Consider the following 16,493-nt stretch of genomic DNA (forward strand, 5'->3'; position numbering starts at 1 on the left):
TGAAGCAGGACTTAACGCCCCGTTTCAACAATGAGATTGAGATGTGGCTCGACGATGGCGCGCGTTCCCGGCGGCAATACTGTCGTCGCATCCATCTGTTCGATGATCGCTGGCCCGACGACCTCATTCCCACTCCTGAGCAGGCTGCGTTCATAGATCGGGCAGGACACAAAGCCTTCCGTCTCAGGAAACCACACGTCGCGCGCGCCCGTAATGGCGGACTGTGCATCAGGTCCGGCATCAGGATGTGTCGTGAATGCGGCTTTTTCCACCTTGCCGATCGCCTCGATACGGAAGGTCACGAACTGAACCGGATCAGTCTGTGAGGCAAAGCCGTATTGCGCTTCATGCGTCGCGATGAAGCTGCGGACCATATCGGTCACACTCTCATCACTCATGGAATCGATCGAAACCGGCATGTCCACCGCCAGCTCGTAATTCTGCCCGACATAGCGCATATCCGCGCTCATCCTGAGCCCGCGATCTTCCTCACGGACATTTTCCTGAGCAAACCAATGGTTGGCCTGTTTCAGCAGGTCCCGGAAGATCGACACGATATCGGTGTACATGCGCGGATGCGCGACCATGATCTGCGTGCTTGAAAAATCCGCCCGCAGGTCTGTCAGCAGCAGGCCAAGTGCGCACATCACCCCTGGTGTCAGGGGGATAATGACACGCTTCATGTCCAGTTCCTGTGCCAGACGTACGGCATGCAACGGCCCTGCTCCACCCAGCGCCATCAGGGCATAGTCACGGGGATCATGACCCTTCTGCACGCTGATGACACGCACGGCGCGTGCCATGTTGGCGGTCACGACCGAGATGATGCCCTGCGCCGTCGCCATCACGTCCATGCCAAGCTCCCCGGCCAGAAGACCAATGCGCTCCATGGTCAGATCCCGCCGGATCGCCATACGGCCGCCCAGCAGGAATTCCGGATTGAGAGTCTGCAATGCGACGTTGGCGTCGGTTGTGGAGGGTGTGAGGTTGCCCTGATCGTAGCAGACGGGTCCGGGGAAAGCGCCGCAGCTCTGGGGGCCAACCTTCAGCAGGCCGCCATTGTCGCGATAGGCCAGCGAGCCGCCCCCTGCACCGACCGTATGGATATCCAGCATGGGCGCCTTGACCGGATAACCATGCACTTCCGCTTCACCGGTCAGACGACAGGTGCCATCCTTCAGTAGCGCAACGTCCGTGCTGGTTCCCCCCATGTCAAAGGTGATGATGTTGGGGATGCCGATGACGCGTCCGATGGCCTGCGCCGCGACAACACCAGTGGACGGCCCCGAAAGAACCGTTCGCACCGGCAGGGCGCGCGCCAGATCGAAACTGATGACACCACCATTGGACTGCGTAATCCGGGGCGCAACCGAGAGACCCAGTTCCAGAAGACGCGCACCCAGGCGGGCAATATAGACTTCCATGACCGGGCCGAGATAAGCGTTCACCGCCGTCGTCGAAAAGCGCTCATATTCACGGAACTCAGGTGCGACCTGATAACTTGCGCAGGTAAAGGCCTCGGGAAACTCCTCCCGGACGATCTCATAGGCACGGCGCTCATGCTCCGGCTTTATGAATGCATACAGAAAGCCGATCGCCACCGCCTTGACGCCTGCTTTTTTCAGGGCCCGTGCCGCATCGCGCACGCTTTCCTCATCAAGCGCGACTTCCACCGTGCCATCATGCCGCACCCGTTCCGGCACCTCGAACCGCAGGGCCTGAGCCACCAGGGTTTCCGGCTTGTCTTCCTGCGTATCATAGAGGCTCGGACGCTGCTGGCGGCCAATCTCCAGAAGATCACGAAAGCCATCCGTGGTGATAAACCCTGTCAGCGCGCCCTTGTGCTGGATGAGCGCATTCGTGCCGACAGTCGTCCCATGGCCCAGAAAACTGATCTCCGAAGTTTCGGCCGAAACCGTTTTCAGTCCTTCGGTGATGCCGGTCAGAATTCCGCGTGACGGATCATCCGGCGTCGAAGAGACTTTCCAGATCGCAAACCTTTTCGATTCCGTATCATAAAGACAGATGTCACAGAACGTTCCACCAGAATCGACACCAAGTCTCCACGCCATTTTCCGCTCCGCTCATTGATTGCGTCGTGATCTGTTGAGGATACCCACCTCTTTCGGCGCGGAATAAGACCCGTTTTGAAATAACAGCTATGCCAAGACACGCCGCAAAGAGTCATGGCACGTCTTGTCATCGATAAAAAACGACCCTGTTTTCAGTTCGAGGACGAAAAAAGATGGCGCCGAAGGTCATTCCCGTAAAATCGGATGAAAACCTGCCCGAAGCGGTCGATGTCGTCGTAATCGGCGGCGGCATTATCGGCGTGACGACCGCCTTTTTCCTGGCGCGCGCAGGCGTTTCCGTTGCGCTCTGCGAAAAAGGCGTTATCGGGGGCGAACAGTCGAGCCGCAACTGGGGCTGGACCCGCGTCATGGGGCGCGACGAGCGTGAACTCCCTCTGGGAATGAGCAGTCTCAATCTCTGGCGTGAGATGAACAGACTGACCGGACGCGAAACCGGCTTCCGTCAGTGTGGCATCCTCTATGCCTGCGATAATGAAAAGCAGCTCGACGAATTCCGGAACTGGAAAGATATCGCCGACCGGTACCAAATCCAGACAACACTCATGGATGGTGCCCGGACGGCCGAGATGGCAGCGGGATCACAGCGCGCCTTCCAGGGGGGTCTCTTCTGCGCAACGGACGGCCGGGCTGAGCCGACAATGGCTGCATCGGCTGTCGCCGAAGCCGCGCGGGAACACGGCGCGGCCATTCTGACGCATTGCGCCGTCCGTGCCCTGGATCGGCAGGGCGGCCGGATCTCGGGCGTCGTGACCGAACGCGGACGCATCAGATGCAGCACCGTCGTTCTCGCCGGGGGGGCGTGGTCGCGGCTTCTCGGGGGGAATGAAGGCATCAATCTTCCCTCGCTCAATGTCCTCGGCAGCGTCATGCGCGTGGACAATGTGGAAGGCGCTCCAGAAGAAACAGTAGGCGGCAGCGACTTTGCCTTCCGGCGCAACATTCAGGGCGGCTACAATATCAGCCGCCGGAACGCGAGTGTTTCGGAAATCACCCCCGATTCCTTCCGTCAGCTGCGCCAGTTTGCCGGCTCCTATCTGAAGAACCACAAGGAACTGCGCCTGCGTCTGAGCCGCGCGTTCCTGGACGAATGGAGAATGGAGCGTCGCTGGACACCCGACAGTGTCACGCCTTTCGAAAAGATCCGCACACTGGACCCCGAGCCGTCGCACGGCCTGCTGGAAGAAGCCGCACGGATCATCAAACGCGATTTTCCGCCCTTCCGCACCATGCGTGAAGTGGAACGATGGGGTGGGATGATCGACGTCACGCCCGATGCCGTACCCATCATCGACCGTGCCGAAAAAATTCCGGGGCTGGTTCTGGGAGTTGGTTTCTCCGGTCATGGCTTCGGTATCGGACCAGGTGCCGGAAAGCTGTTGTCCGAGATTGTCCGGAACGTGACGACCTCTGTTGATCCGGCCCCCTTCAGTTTCACACGTTTTGGCTAACCTTTCCTGTCTTCTCTCACTATCCTGACGACGCATCGGAGATCCTGCATCATGACCTCTTTCCAGCGCATCGCCCTCGACCCTGTCACCGTCGAAATCATCGGAAGCGCGCTCGCTTCCGTTGTGGAAGAGATGGGCGAGGCTCTCGTCCGCACCAGTTATTCAACGAACATCAAGGAACGCCGCGACTGCTCCACCGCCCTGTTCGACCAGTTCGGTTACACGCTGTGTCAGGCCGAACACATCCCGATGCATCTGGGATCGTTCATCGAATTCATCCCCCTCGTCATGGACCGCTATCCCGCAGACCAGATCGAGCCGGGCGACGTGTTCATCGGCAATGATGCCTTCGTGGGCGGCGGTACGCATCTGCCCGACATCGTGCTGGCCGAACCGATTTTCATGGCCGGGGCGCTCGTGGCCTGGGCCATCAACACGGCACATCATTCGGATTTCGCTGATCGGGGTGATGCCCACATCTTCCAGGAAGGCATTCGCATCCCGCCGATCAAGCTCTACAAACAGGGTGTTCTGCAACAGGACGTGCAGGACCTGATCCTCCTGAACTGTCAGGTGCCGGACGAGCGCATCTCCGACCTTCGCGCCCAGATGGCTGCAAACCGGCTCGGTGTCAGCCGTTTCAAGAGCCTCTGCACGAAATACGGCGTTGACGTCATGATCAGCGCAGGTCTGACCCTTCAGGATTATGCCGAACGCAAGATGCGCGCGGGCATCGCAGCCATTCCGGATGGCACCTACACGGCCTCCGATCTGTTCGAGACCATCGACCATCCCGAGATCATGGAAATCGGCTGCCGGATCACGATTACGGGCGATGAAATGACCCTCGCCTTTCAGAGCCCGCCGCAGGTCCGCGCCAATCTCAACATGACGCGTTCGGCTCTGCTGGCCACCGTGTATTACGCCATAAAATCGATCGTCGATCCGACGATCCCGCCCAATGCCGGTCTGGCCCGCCCGCTGCATGTCGAGGCTGAATCCGGAACCCTGCTCTGCTGCGCCCTTCCCGCCGCCGTCATGGGACGGATTTCGACGTGCCAGCGTGTTGTTGATGTCATCATGGCAGCACTGGCCCCTGTCTGCCCCGAAAGCATCACCGCAGCGACCAATGGCTGCGTCGGCTCTGCAACCTTCAGCGGAACACGCAAGGGCAGCAACAAGTTCTGGATCTATCTCGAGACCATCGGCGGCGGGTCCGGTGCGCGCTACAACAAGGATGGTCTGGACGGCGTTCAGGCGCATCTGACCAACACCTCAAACCTGCCCATCGAAGCGCTGGAGACGGAATACCCGCTGACCCTGCTGCGATACGAACTGGTCGAAGGCTCAGGCGGAAACGGCAAATTTACCGGCGGCCGGGGCCTTCGTCGCGTTTACCGGGCAGAAGAGGAATGTTACGTTTCCACCAGCATGTCCCGCCTCTCGACGGCACCCTGGGGACTGAATGGCGGCGGTCCGGGCGGTATGGCACAGGTGAAATGCACGGCGCCGATGGTCCGTGGCAATGCCACACTCGCTCCCTCGGATATCGTGGAAATTGTAACCCCCGGCGCGGGCGGCTACGGAACACCGGACGCTCTCTGACCCCAAACGAGGAGATCACATTATGTCGGAACAGTGCTCTCCCCTTCCCTCCGGGCGCGTTGCCCTGATCTCGGGCGCGTCCCGAGGGATCGGCCGCGCCATTGCGGAACGTCTTGCAGATCAGGGCTGGCGCATCAGCGCCGGCATGCGGGACGTAGATGCAAGCTGGCTTCCAGCACCCCATCTGACCTGTCCGTATGATGCTGCGGATCCAGCTTCAGAAGAGGCCTGGGTGGCAGAAACGATACGTGTGTTCGGCCGGATCGATGCCGTGATCCTCTCAGCAGGCATCATGATCCCCGGGTCGATCCTTGAAACCGACGACACCGATCTGGAGCGTATGTTCCAGGTCAACGTCCGCTCTCCCACACGGCTGGTCCGAGCAGCATGGAGCGCCCTTGCGGCTGGCGGCCGGGGGCGCGTCGTGCTGCTGTCCTCCATGTCGGGAAAGCGCGTCAAATCCGCGCGATCGAGCACTTATGCCATCACGAAATTCGCCACGTCCGGCCTTGCCGCCGCAATCCGGCGCACGGGCTGGGACAGCGGAATCCGTTCCATCGTGGTCTGCCCCAGCTTCGTCGCCACAGATATGACGCGGGACATCGCAGGCTGGACACCGCAGGACATGACACAGCCTGCCGATATCGCTGTCATGGTCACAACAGCGCTCGACCTGCCCAACACGGCCAGCGTTTCCGAACTCTGCTTCACCTGTCAGGATGAAGACATGGCCTGATCGCAGGTCAGGGGACGATCAGAGCCCCGCCGTCAGGACAGGAACTCGATATAACTTCTAATTTTCTCGACGATCTGTCCGGTCTCGTGGTCAGACAGTTCATCCGTCGGTTTGGCAACGGTCACCGCCGCCCGGCATGTCCCGTCTCCTTCGAGGATGGGCAGGGAAATACCGGATATGCCCTGGATCACTGCGTTACGTCGGGAATCGTAGCCCGCCTCACGAACGTGATCCAGAAGATCCTGCAAGGCCTCAAGATCAACATTCAGTTCCTGATAGCGCGATGCGTTCGCCTGCAGGATCGCCAGCTGGTTGTCCGGGTCCTGATTCGCCAGAATGACCGTGCTTCCCATGCCATAACCCAGCGGCAGACGCCCCCCCAGCCCGTCATGACCCAGAACGGGCAGACGGCTGTCGGTGATGTACATGTCGGTAATGATCGCATCCAGACCCGTACGTTCAAGCAGAAACGCCGAGGCCCTGAACTCCCGCCCCAGCAAGGCGAGATAGGGCTTCCACTGCCGGATACGCTCCACGGGATTTGTCCTGAACCGTCCCAGCGCCAGAGCTGCCGGGCCGAGACGATAGCGGCCCCGCTGGGCCGCCTGCACAACCAGACCATGTCTTCGCAAGGCCTGCAGGGACCGGTGGACGGCCGATTTTTCTGCTGAAACAAGCTCGGCCAGTCGGCCCAGCGCCAGTCCCTGCGGCCCGTGTTCGTTCAGAATCATGAGAAGCTGCGCGGCGCGATCGGAGTTCTGGGAATACTGGACCTGTTTCGCAGCGGGGGCATCCTGTACCCGCGTCTTTCGCGTCGATGCTCTCTCCTGGACGAACGACACCGATGTCACCACGCTATGTTCCTTCAATGGGGCGTTCCGGATGCGTGCCCGAACAGCAGACCGCACCGATCATCCCCGCAATGAATGGCAGAAGAAGAGCCATGGACCAGCTTCCTGTCATCCTGACGATATACACCATGACGATTGGCGCAACACCACTGGCCGCATTTCCCCAGAACGTCGTCCATCCGGCCACGATCCCCGCCTGCCCGGACGTCAGGTCCTGAACGGAGGTCCAGATGGAAATCTGGCTGAGCCCGGAACAGCCCAGGGCAAGTCCGAAAATCACGATCATGCCCGTCACATTCTGTACATGATCGCCAACCAGAACCAGCGTACCGCAACAGAACGTCCCGATCATGCCCATAGGCGTCCGGGCCTTCCACACGGACCGCGTCCGCCTGAGCACAGCATCCGCAATCATGCCGCTCAGGAAAACGGACACGTAAAGGAAGGCCCATGGCAGGGAATACAGCCATCCCATCGACGTAAACTGAAGATGCCGGTGATCCATGAGATAGAACGGCATCAGCGTCAGGAAAAAGGACTGGATGGTCAGCAGACACATGTAATGAAGGCCGATGAACCAGAACTGCCGTGAGCGCAGAAACCGTTTCATGGGCACACGGTCTGCCGCCGGCTTCACGTCTTCGACCGTCGGCTCCTCCGTGGCCGGCCGATCACGCATGAAGATGCTCCACAGGCAGCTCCAGATCACGCCCCCCACGCCAAAGACGTAAAACCCCAGCTTCCAGGAGTAATGCGCCGTCATCTGCGTCAGCATCGGACCACCGATCACCGATCCCAGATAGAGAAAACCCAGAAGAACCGCGTTCGCCCGCGCCCGCCGCCGGGGCTGGAACCAGTTGTTGATGGTCACGATGCTCGAAGACCAGTCAGGAGACTGTCCGACCCCCATCGCAAGACGGATCAGCAGGAAGCTGGCAAACGAACTGCCCATGGGCGTCAGGATCGTTGCGACCGACCATGCGAGACAGCCGACAAACAGACATTTTCTGGGGCCGTAACGGTTCACCAGGGCGCCGGCCGGAATCTGAAGCAGCGCGTAGGTCCACAATACGCTGGCAATGATGATGGAAATCTGGACGAGGGAGAAACCGAATTCCGCCTGTATCCGGGGCGCTGAAAGCGTCATGGCCTGGCGGTCCAGCGACATGAGCAGATTGATCGGCGCCACCAGGGCAAAAAGGATGACCCAGCCACCGCCCCAGGACGTCCGGACAGGACGCATCCCGAATTCGTCGACAAGACCCGCGTCAATTTCGCTCAAACTGCCCTGCCTCCCCGGTCGTTCCCCTATCATGTTGGTTCCCTTCCGAAACGTTAAGGACAACAGTATGCAATTTCCTGATGTGCGACCAGTATATCAGTTATACACCCGCCCCGGCCGTCAGAACGATTTACCTGCAGTTTTTGAATAACAGCTATGTGTTGGATTCCGGCGCCCTTCAGAAGATGCTTTCAAAATCGTAACGACAGCAACCCCGCTCCACCGATCGCAAACCGCTGCGAGCCCTGAAACCGGAGATCATGTCAGTGGCATCTTTCACATTCTCCAGACGCCTGTCGGCAACCACACTCCTGTTTGCAGCCAGTGCGATGTCCCCCATCGGCGCCCAGGGGGCCACATCCTCCGCGAAGAGCATCCGGCCTCACAGCGGACATAGCGCTCCCCCTGCATCCCATCCGGCGCCTCACAGAGCGGCAGGTGTGGTCAAGGTGCAGTCCGATCCTGAACAGATCCATGTCTCCGCCGGACGGCGCATGGCGGGCGGATTCATGAAACGTCAGGTCGCCCCGGAGTCCACAAGCTCCATCACGGCGGCTGCCATTGCACGCAAATCCGCCATCGCCTCGCCGTTGCAGCTCGTCTCCACCCTGCCGGGCGTCAATTACGGCACGCAGGATGCGTTCGGCCTGAGTATCCGCAACACGATCAGCGTCCGCGGCTTCCAGCAGACACAGCTGGGTTATACAATCGAAGGTATTCCGGGCGTCGATCAGGCCTATTACAATCCCTATACCGAGAGCTATGCCGACAATGAGAATCTGTCTGACATCACGCTGATTCCCAGCACGTCCCGGATCAACGATCCCGTTCAGTCCTCCTCGGGCGGTGAACTGATCGAAACCGTGCGGGATCCTTCAGAAAAAGCCGGCGGAATGGTCTCCTACGCAGCGGGGTCTTACCGCTCACAACGCGTCTTTGGACGGCTCGACAGCGGCTATATCGGTCATTCCGGTATCCGTCTGTTCGGTTCCGCGTCCTATACCGCCGCGGACATCTTCGCGGGTTCCGGGCGCAGCAACAAAACACATGTCGACTTCAAGGCGCTCAAGGAGTGGGGCTCCATCGGGCGCAGCAGTCTGTTCGTTTCTTACGACGCCTGGAAGAATGCACGCAGCAACCCCTATACGCTCGCAGCCTACGAAACCGCTGCGAAGACGAACAATAATTTCTCCGTAGGAAACTATGCTTCCACTTATACCCCTGGAGTGACGACCAACTACTGGAAGAACTACCTTTATCACCGTAACAGCATTCTGATTTCATTCCAGAACGAATTCTCGCTCGCACATCACCTGAACCTGCATGTCACGCCCTATTTCCACTGGAATTTCTCCAACAGCCCCGGCCAGACTTCGCTCAACCCCGCCTCCCTTTACTCGGGAGACCAGCGCGTCACTCTGGATACGTCCAGCCTGACGCTCGTCAACGGACGCGTCAACGGTCTGGCGAACACGGCGCAGCGCGAATACGAGACAGGCGTCAACACCTATATCCAGTATGATCCGATCCACAGCAATCACCTGATTTTCGGCTACTGGTTCGATCACTGGAACATGGATGCAACATCCGGTGTGACGCCTCTGGATATTAACGGAAACGCACCCAGCTATATGGGCAAGGACCTGCTTTACGGAACGAATGGCAGTCTCATTGCGGGCGCAAAATATCAGATGTCCACGATGATCAACAACTTCTACGTTTCGGACACGCAAAGCTTCTTTGATGACAAGCTGAAGATTACTGCCGGCGTGAAGGAGATGATGTTTTACGTCTCCGGGACCAACCAACTTGCCGGGCCACAATACCATTTCTCTCAGGCCATCACGCAACCCATGCCGCGTGTCTCGGTTTCGTATAATATCAACAAGGAAATGCAGGTCTATATCAACGGAACAACCAACGCACGGCCTCCTGTTCCGCTGTCGACCTATCCCAACATCTACAGCACCGCAACGGGAGCCATCTCCCAGAGCGGCTCGAACAATGCCCGTATGGAATACACGATCAGCGAGGAACTGGGCTTCCGTTACTACGGCGCTTTCAATTTCGACGCGGCATTTTTCAACGCCAACCTGACGAACCACCAGGTCACGACCCAGGCCTTCATCAACGGGGCCTCAACCAACACCGCCATCGCGGCAGGCGGCCAGACCGTACGCGGCGTGACGGCAGAAGCATCCCTTCATCCGTTCTACGGCTTCGCGCCTTATGTGAACGGGCAATATCTCCATTCCACGATGGACAACAACTTCAACACGGCCTCGGGAACCCTGCGCACTGCCGGAAAAATCGCGGTTTTCAGCCCGAAATTCATGGCCAATGTCGGCGTGATGTACACAAAGGGACCGTTCTTCGCCAACGTAACGTTCAAATATGTTGATTCCCAGTACTCGACCTTCATGGACGATCAGTCGATGCCTGCCTACAAGACAGTCGATCTGGGGCTGGGTTACCATTTCCCGAAATGGTTTGTCCTGCATGAGCCAGTCCTTCGTCTGAACTTCATGAACCTGACGAACAAGGCCTATCTTGGCGGCATCAGTACTGTCACCACCAATGCACGCCCAACACGCGCCACGAACGGTCAGATCGTCGCAGGCTCGACACCCGCTTACTTCCTCGCAGCCCCCATGACCTTTGTCATCAACATCTCGTCTTCCTTCTGAGCGAAACCGGAACGCTTCACCCCGGGATCAGAACAATATTTTACGCCGCCCTGCGAGGAACCCTCGCAGGGCGGCATTTTATTTGCTTCCGCTGACAGATAACCGCGTCCCAAATCGCCGGACGCACCGCTTTACCAATCAATCAGGACCGAACCGTGAGGGCCTTTTGGCAATTACATGGCATCACGCCTGCAAGGAGACGTGATGCCATAACGATCCTTTCGCCTTCAGACCGTGTCTATACCTTTCTGGATGCTCATGCTGTCCAGCCGGCTGACCGCACCATCCTTCCGATGCGCCAACTGCCAGACGATGACGCCCATTCCGCCCAGAACACAGACAACAAGCGAAACAGTGCCCCATCCGCCAGAACGGGCGAATATCATCTCATATCCAACCGGGGCAGCCGAAGAGGCAAGATTTCCTGCCAGAGCTACAGCCCCGGCCGCAATGGCTGCTCCCCATTCAAAACGCTGCACCTGCGTCCAGGTCAAAACCTGACAAAGTCCGATGGACAGCATGCACACGGCAAACAGCCCCAGACACATCACGATATTGCTGCACAGGATACCGCCTCCTAGCCCGAGCGCGGCAATAACGATTGCGATGCATCCCATATATGTCTGCTGTCGCAGTCCGAATGACGGGTAAGCCTTCTTCAGACTTCTGATACCCGCGCCCCACCCGATCGCAGCCACATACAGAACCAGCCAGGGCAGCGAAAAGACATGACCTGCCGTCGTCGCACTCAGCGCGAAACGGTTCATGACGAAATGGGAAAAGGTCACGTGAAAGAAGCTCTGCATACAGCAGACGATGCCGTAAAACAGGGCAACGGGCATGACGCCCAGTAACCTGCGAATGTCAGGCCGTTTTCCGGAATTCACGTCTTCCCTGACCTGCCGGGGCGGCTCCAGCGATGCCCCCCCATACAGCACAAACACGAGGACACTCACGGCCATTCCCACCAGTCCGAAGATCTGGAAACTGCCTCGCCAGCCCGCAAACCCCATAAGCCAGGCAGTCAGCCATCCGCTGGCGGAATAACCAATGTACAGAGATCCAAGCAGAACCGAATTTGCGGCTTCACGGTCCTTTTCTGAAAAAAGAAGCTTCAGGGCGAGGATCGACGCCACCCAGTCCGGCGCCTGACCAATCCCAAGGGCAATCCGGGCGGCCGCGAACTGCCAGAGGGAATGTGGAAGCCCGGTTGCGAGCGTCGCGATTGACCACAGCAGACAGGCCCCGAAAAGCGCCCAGCGGACCCCGATCTTTTGAACAAACCAACCCGCTGGCAGCTGCAGAAAAGCATAGATGGCCGTTGCGGTCGTAATCAGCGCCGCCATCGCAACGGCACCAATCTGCAGATCCGCACGAACAAGAGGAGAGCATACGGTCAGGGCATTTCTGTCGACACCCAGCAGAAAGTTGAGTGGCGCAATAATCAGCAGGAGAATGGCCCATCGGTTCGCGAGAAGTCCTGACCGTAGCAAACTCATGAAGTCCCTCCAGAAAAATGGTCTGTTACATGCTCTGTTTTCAGAAATCCGTGGACAGGTTCATCATGACGCCAAGAGGAGCGGCCATGTAATACGCAGGCGTACCGGCTGCGATGGTCGTACCGTAAACGCCCCGCATGGATTTCGCTGTACCAACGACTGTTGCGACGGAGCTGAGATACCGGACATTGGTCAGATTGGTGAAGTTCAGACTCAGCGTCGCATTATGCAGTGGCCCGTAAGACGGGAAATGATAACCAAACCCCAGATCCACCGTCTTGTAAGCCGGCATGCTCTGGTTATTCATAAAGGTCGAATACTGGGAATCAACCCACTTGAAAGACAGATTGGCGTAATAGGGGCCATTCTGGTAATTCAAGCCGATATTTGCCATGAACTTGGGAGATTGCACCGCAATCTTGCCAGCCGTGGGCAGTGCATCATTTCCGACCTTGAAGTTATTGTCCATCGTGGCATGCAGGAACTGTCCGTTCACATAAGGAGCCAGCCCCCAGTATCTATGGCCGGCAATTTCAGCCGTTACACCCCGCGCCGTCTCACCACCCATGGAAATGGCCTGACTGACCTGCGCCCCATTGATGGAGACAAGCGTCGAAACCTGATGGTTCGTAATATTCATATTGAACAGGGCTAGTGAGAAATTGAGTACGCCATGATAGCGAAAACCCAGTTCCTCGCTGATCGCGTATTCAGGCTGCTGGGACTCATTCCCCACCTGGGACAGCTTACCCGTCGAGACCGAATACAGGTTAGGGTAAGTATTCGCCGGCATCGGCACACGCGTATTGGTCGTCGCATTCAGGTAAACCTGCATTTCCCGATTGGGCGCATAGGACACACTCAGCCGCGGCATCGGACGACTGAAACTGGCGGCATAATGATACTGTGACCCCGGCGCCTGATTGGTGCCCGAAAGGTTGAAAAGCATTTCCTTGAAACCACCAGCCACCTTCAGCTTGTGATTCAGAAAATCCTGTGAATCAGTCACATACAGGGAATGAAGGTTGTAGGATTCCTGATAGTGCGACCCGGCGACGACGTCGCCATCAGTCGTCTTCAGAACATATTTTCCAAAGTCGTTTTCTGTCTCGCCATACTGGTTCATGGGCGCCAGTCCACCAAGCGTCGAGATATTCCAGTGTTCATACCAGTACCCGACAGTCAGACGGTTCGTATTCGAAACGTCATAATCACCGTACAGATTCATACCCGTCGTGTAAATATTCTGAAGCGTATTGGTCATGGCCGAAAACCGGGTTTTCCCGGCATCGGTAAAATAAACTCCGTCCGTATTGACCGAAACCTTCTGGTTCCCATTGTAGATGCTGCTCGTTGACAGGGTTGTCTGCCCCGCAGCATCGCTCTTTTCCCATCGCATGTATGGCGTCAGGTGCAGACGGAGCCGGTCCGTAACCTGCCACCAGTTCTGAAAGGATGCCATGACATCCTGATATTTGTAGATATTCGGCTTCCAGTAATCCGTCGTCTGCCCGGGAGTATAGGTTCCCGAATAATTCAGCGCAGAAAAACCGTCGGCACGGTCATTGGCACTTTCCCATCCCGACAGGGTTACAGGCTTGGAGCGTGCGATGTACCAGTCATCAAAAGAGAAAAACAGTGAACTGCGCGCCTTGTCTTTCCACTCCTTGACAGCCTTGTAATCAATATGGGTGCGATGACTGCGGCCACTTCCCGAAAAATTGTCAGAGCCGACATAGGAATAGGAACCGAACATCTTCAGTCCCGTATTGCCAATATAGCCGGAATCCGCACGGACAAAGACCCGCTGCGCCCGATAGGAACCGGCCGCATAACCGATATGACCGCCCATCTTGTCGGATGGGTCGCGGATGGTTTCGATCAGTTCACCACCTGTCGCCGTGGCAACCGGATCGTACAGGCGCGACGTTCCCTGAAGCACCGTCAGATCGGATACGTTCTCATTATCGGCCCAGGTCTCGATATAGGGCTGGTAGTAAACCATATCGATGCCGGGCATGCCTTCGACAACCCAGCCGATTTCCGTCTGGTTCAGACCGCGGATATTGAAGTTCTGCCGGTTCGACAGCCCGAAAGTATCGGACGTACCATAATTGACGCCCGGAAGATTCTGGATGATCTGTAACGGGCTGGCCGCTGCGGCCTGCTGCGCAATATAGGCGGCCCCCACTGAACTGCGGGATTCCGGCGCAACCTGTTTTTTGAACCGCCCACCGGCAAACCGCGCCACAGCATGGACCTCGACAGCCTCGGCATCTCCCGAGGCGTTGATGCCAGCAGAAGACGAAGGTTTTTTCTCCGGCTTCTGTGCCGCAGGTTGCGACGCCGCCTGCCCGGATCTGGACTGGCTGCTTTTCCCGGGCGCTTTCTGCGTCTCCCCTTCGGCAGCCAGAACATCTGACAGCGGACTGAGTATCGAGCAGCCAAGCAACGCAAATGACAGACAAAGACGAGAACGAGACACTTCATTTGGTCGAAACATCGGTCTTTACTCCTGGATCATTTGATTTTGTTGTTATTTCGTAACATTTAAGCCGCAATAAACCGCCGCTCCACTCAGAACTCAGCGCGTTCTGCAGCCTGCAGGATATCTCCATAATCCCGGAGAGCCTGCTCGCGCGTCAGCACTCCGTTTTTCAGGTCCCGCACAAGCGCCGAAACAGGCCGCATTTTTGCAGAGCCGAAGCCACCCCCGCCGGGCGTCGTGAAACGCACGGTGGTCCCGGCATCCAGCACCAGTCCATCGACCTTGGACGACATTTCCTGCACAGAGCCGTCCCGTTGCAAAACCAGCGCACCGACCTGCCCCGTCCCGCCGCCATGCACCCCGTCAGCCCCGAATTTATGCGAGTCGGAACGGACCGAAAGCACGGTCTCGTCAGCCAGAACCCGCAACTGCCGCACAATCCCCAATCCGCCGCGATAATGCCCGTTCCCGCCGGAGTCGATCGCCAGGCCATACTCCTCGACCAGTAGCGGAAATTCGATTTCCAGAACTTCACTCGGCATGTTCAGACTGTTGGTGACGTGCACCTGAACGGCGTCCATGCCGTCATGACCGGCGGTTGCGCCTGCCCCGCCCCCGATCGCTTCTGCATATACATAATACGCCCCGCTGCCGGGATGTCTGCCGGAAAGCGAGATCACGGGAAGCACATCATGGCTTGAGGCGATGACCTGCCCGGTCGGAAGCAGACCGCGAAAGGCTCCGAAAACCGCCCGGGCGACTTTCTGGCAGGTGATGCTCCGCGCTCCACAGGCCGCAGGGTAATCCGGGGAGACGATGCTGCCGGGCGGCGCCAATATCGTTACGGCGTCAAACAGGCCGCTATTAGGCATCAGCTCCGGATCGAGCAGCGCTTTCACGCAGTAATAGACCGAAGCCTTCAGAGCATTCCGACTGACATTCATCGCACCGACGACCTGCCTGTCAGTGCCGGTAAAATCGACATGAAGCTTTCCGGCCTCGTGCCAGACAGTCACCACGATCCTTACGGGACTGCCTTTTCCCGTCCCGTCATCGTCCAGCCGGCTTTCAAACGTACAGCGCTTTTCAGGCAACGCAGCAACATGCCGGATCAGGCGATGCGACGTATAGGACAGCAGGTCCCGTACCGCAGAGCGAACATTCGCGATGCCCATCCGCTCGAACAGGGCGCGCGTCTGCTCCGAACCCAGCCGGTTGACCGTCACCTGGACGCGCAGATCGAGCGCCCGCTCATCCGGAAGGCGGGAATTGGCAGCGATCACGGCCAGCAGGTTCCCGTCCACCTCCCAGTCGCGGGCGATCCGAACGACCGGGATGCGAATTCCCTCTTCAAAAATGCTTTTTGCTCCGGCCGCGATCGAGCCGGGAACAATGCCCCCCACATCCGTGTGATGCCCGATATTGGCGACGAATGCGACGACAGCCCCCTCAAGGAAGACGGGCGTAACAATGGCGATATCCGGCAGATGCGTCCCGCCAGCCAGATAGGGATCATTACAGATATAACTGTCGCCATCGCGCATGTCGGCAATGGCGACACAGGCCAGTGTCGTCTCCAGAGCCCCCAGAAGAGACCCCAGATGCAGCGGGATATGCGTTCCCTGCGCCAGAAGACGCCCCTCCGCATCGAAGATGCCGACCGAAAAATCGCGTCTTTCCTTGATCTGTGCCGAAAAGGACGACTTCATCATGTGAATCGCCATGACTTCGGTAATGGACAGCAGCCGGTTGCTGAACACTTCCATTTCCACGCTGTCAGCGGGTCTCGAAACCTCGTTCATCG

The 16,493-nt window shown here is 58.1% G+C and carries 10 protein-coding genes; 4 read left to right on the forward strand and 6 right to left on the reverse strand.

The genetic code is table 11. The features are described from left to right. Positions 1 to 11: 11 nt before the first annotated feature. The gene (locus tag KP707_RS15415) at positions 12 to 2,072 is read right to left on the reverse strand and encodes a hydantoinase/oxoprolinase family protein (RefSeq protein WP_215751776.1); all 2,061 of its coding nucleotides are present in this window, start codon (positions 2,070 to 2,072) and stop codon (positions 12 to 14) included. Between the two features lie 173 nt (positions 2,073 to 2,245). On the opposite strand from KP707_RS15415, the gene KP707_RS15420 reads away from it, so the two are divergent. Genes KP707_RS15420 through KP707_RS15430 form a run of 3 tightly spaced genes read left to right on the forward strand, consistent with a single transcriptional unit; the run spans position 2,246 to position 5,882 of the window. After that, positions 2,246 to 3,541 carry an FAD-binding oxidoreductase gene (locus KP707_RS15420; RefSeq protein ID WP_215751775.1) on the forward strand — a complete coding sequence of 432 codons (1,296 nt, stop codon included), beginning with the start codon at positions 2,246 to 2,248 and terminating at the stop codon, positions 3,539 to 3,541. A 51-nt stretch (positions 3,542 to 3,592) separates the two neighbouring features. Next, complete coding sequence (locus KP707_RS15425; RefSeq protein ID WP_215751774.1) at positions 3,593 to 5,146, forward strand: hydantoinase B/oxoprolinase family protein; 1,554 nt, start codon at positions 3,593 to 3,595, stop codon at positions 5,144 to 5,146. A 22-nt stretch (positions 5,147 to 5,168) separates the two neighbouring features. Next, complete coding sequence (locus KP707_RS15430) at positions 5,169 to 5,882, forward strand: SDR family NAD(P)-dependent oxidoreductase (protein WP_215751773.1); 714 nt, start codon at positions 5,169 to 5,171, stop codon at positions 5,880 to 5,882. A 32-nt stretch (positions 5,883 to 5,914) separates the two neighbouring features. Here KP707_RS15430 and KP707_RS15435 read toward each other — a convergent pair whose 3' ends face one another. Both KP707_RS15435 and KP707_RS15440 read right to left on the reverse strand, forming a co-directional pair. Further along, on the reverse strand, positions 5,915 to 6,736 hold the full coding sequence (locus KP707_RS15435) for an IclR family transcriptional regulator C-terminal domain-containing protein (RefSeq protein ID WP_215769431.1): 822 nt from the start codon (positions 6,734 to 6,736) through the stop codon (positions 5,915 to 5,917). 1 nt (position 6,737) lies between these two features. Then, positions 6,738 to 8,015: an MFS transporter gene (locus KP707_RS15440; protein WP_215751771.1), complete on the reverse strand. Its 1,278-nt coding sequence runs from the start codon at positions 8,013 to 8,015 to the stop codon at positions 6,738 to 6,740. A gap of 260 nt (positions 8,016 to 8,275) precedes the next feature. Here KP707_RS15440 and KP707_RS15445 point away from each other — a divergent pair, with 260 nt between their 5' ends. Continuing rightward, the gene (locus KP707_RS15445; RefSeq protein ID WP_252348905.1) at positions 8,276 to 10,702 is read left to right on the forward strand and encodes a TonB-dependent receptor; all 2,427 of its coding nucleotides are present in this window, start codon (positions 8,276 to 8,278) and stop codon (positions 10,700 to 10,702) included. A 227-nt stretch (positions 10,703 to 10,929) separates the two neighbouring features. Here the strand turns inward: KP707_RS15445 and KP707_RS15450 are convergent, their stop codons facing one another. The 3 genes from KP707_RS15450 to KP707_RS15460 all read right to left on the reverse strand — a co-directional run bounded on the left by KP707_RS15450 (position 10,930) and on the right by KP707_RS15460 (position 16,491). Beyond that, positions 10,930 to 12,201 carry an MFS transporter gene (locus KP707_RS15450; protein ID WP_215751770.1) on the reverse strand — a complete coding sequence of 424 codons (1,272 nt, stop codon included), beginning with the start codon at positions 12,199 to 12,201 and terminating at the stop codon, positions 10,930 to 10,932. A 40-nt stretch (positions 12,202 to 12,241) separates the two neighbouring features. Further along, positions 12,242 to 14,704 (reverse strand): TonB-dependent receptor, encoded by a 2,463-nt coding sequence (locus KP707_RS15455; RefSeq protein ID WP_215751769.1) that lies wholly within the window; start codon positions 14,702 to 14,704, stop codon positions 12,242 to 12,244. A gap of 74 nt (positions 14,705 to 14,778) precedes the next feature. Beyond that, the gene (locus tag KP707_RS15460; protein ID WP_215751768.1) at positions 14,779 to 16,491 is read right to left on the reverse strand and encodes a hydantoinase B/oxoprolinase family protein; all 1,713 of its coding nucleotides are present in this window, start codon (positions 16,489 to 16,491) and stop codon (positions 14,779 to 14,781) included. Positions 16,492 to 16,493 lie beyond the last annotated feature (2 nt).

It is taken from the genome of Gluconobacter sp. P5E10 (assembly GCF_018812145.1).
GTDB lineage: Bacteria > Pseudomonadota > Alphaproteobacteria > Acetobacterales > Acetobacteraceae > Gluconobacter > Gluconobacter cerinus.

What these genes read in the sequence shown, in the direction of transcription:
- KP707_RS15425 (WP_215751774.1), top strand. Translation starts at nt 3,593, where the DNA reads ATGACCTCTTTCCAGCGCATCGCCCTCGACCCTGTCACCGTCGAAATC.
- KP707_RS15450 (WP_215751770.1), bottom strand. Translation starts at nt 12,201, where the DNA reads ATGAGTTTGCTACGGTCAGGACTTCTCGCGAACCGATGGGCCATTCTC.
- KP707_RS15460 (WP_215751768.1), bottom strand. Translation starts at nt 16,491, where the DNA reads ATGAACGAGGTTTCGAGACCCGCTGACAGCGTGGAAATGGAAGTGTTC.
- KP707_RS15415 (WP_215751776.1), bottom strand. Translation starts at nt 2,072, where the DNA reads ATGGCGTGGAGACTTGGTGTCGATTCTGGTGGAACGTTCTGTGACATC.
- KP707_RS15430 (WP_215751773.1), top strand. Translation starts at nt 5,169, where the DNA reads ATGTCGGAACAGTGCTCTCCCCTTCCCTCCGGGCGCGTTGCCCTGATC.
- KP707_RS15445 (WP_252348905.1), top strand. Translation starts at nt 8,276, where the DNA reads ATGTCAGTGGCATCTTTCACATTCTCCAGACGCCTGTCGGCAACCACA.
- KP707_RS15455 (WP_215751769.1), bottom strand. Translation starts at nt 14,704, where the DNA reads ATGTTTCGACCAAATGAAGTGTCTCGTTCTCGTCTTTGTCTGTCATTT.
- KP707_RS15420 (WP_215751775.1), top strand. Translation starts at nt 2,246, where the DNA reads ATGGCGCCGAAGGTCATTCCCGTAAAATCGGATGAAAACCTGCCCGAA.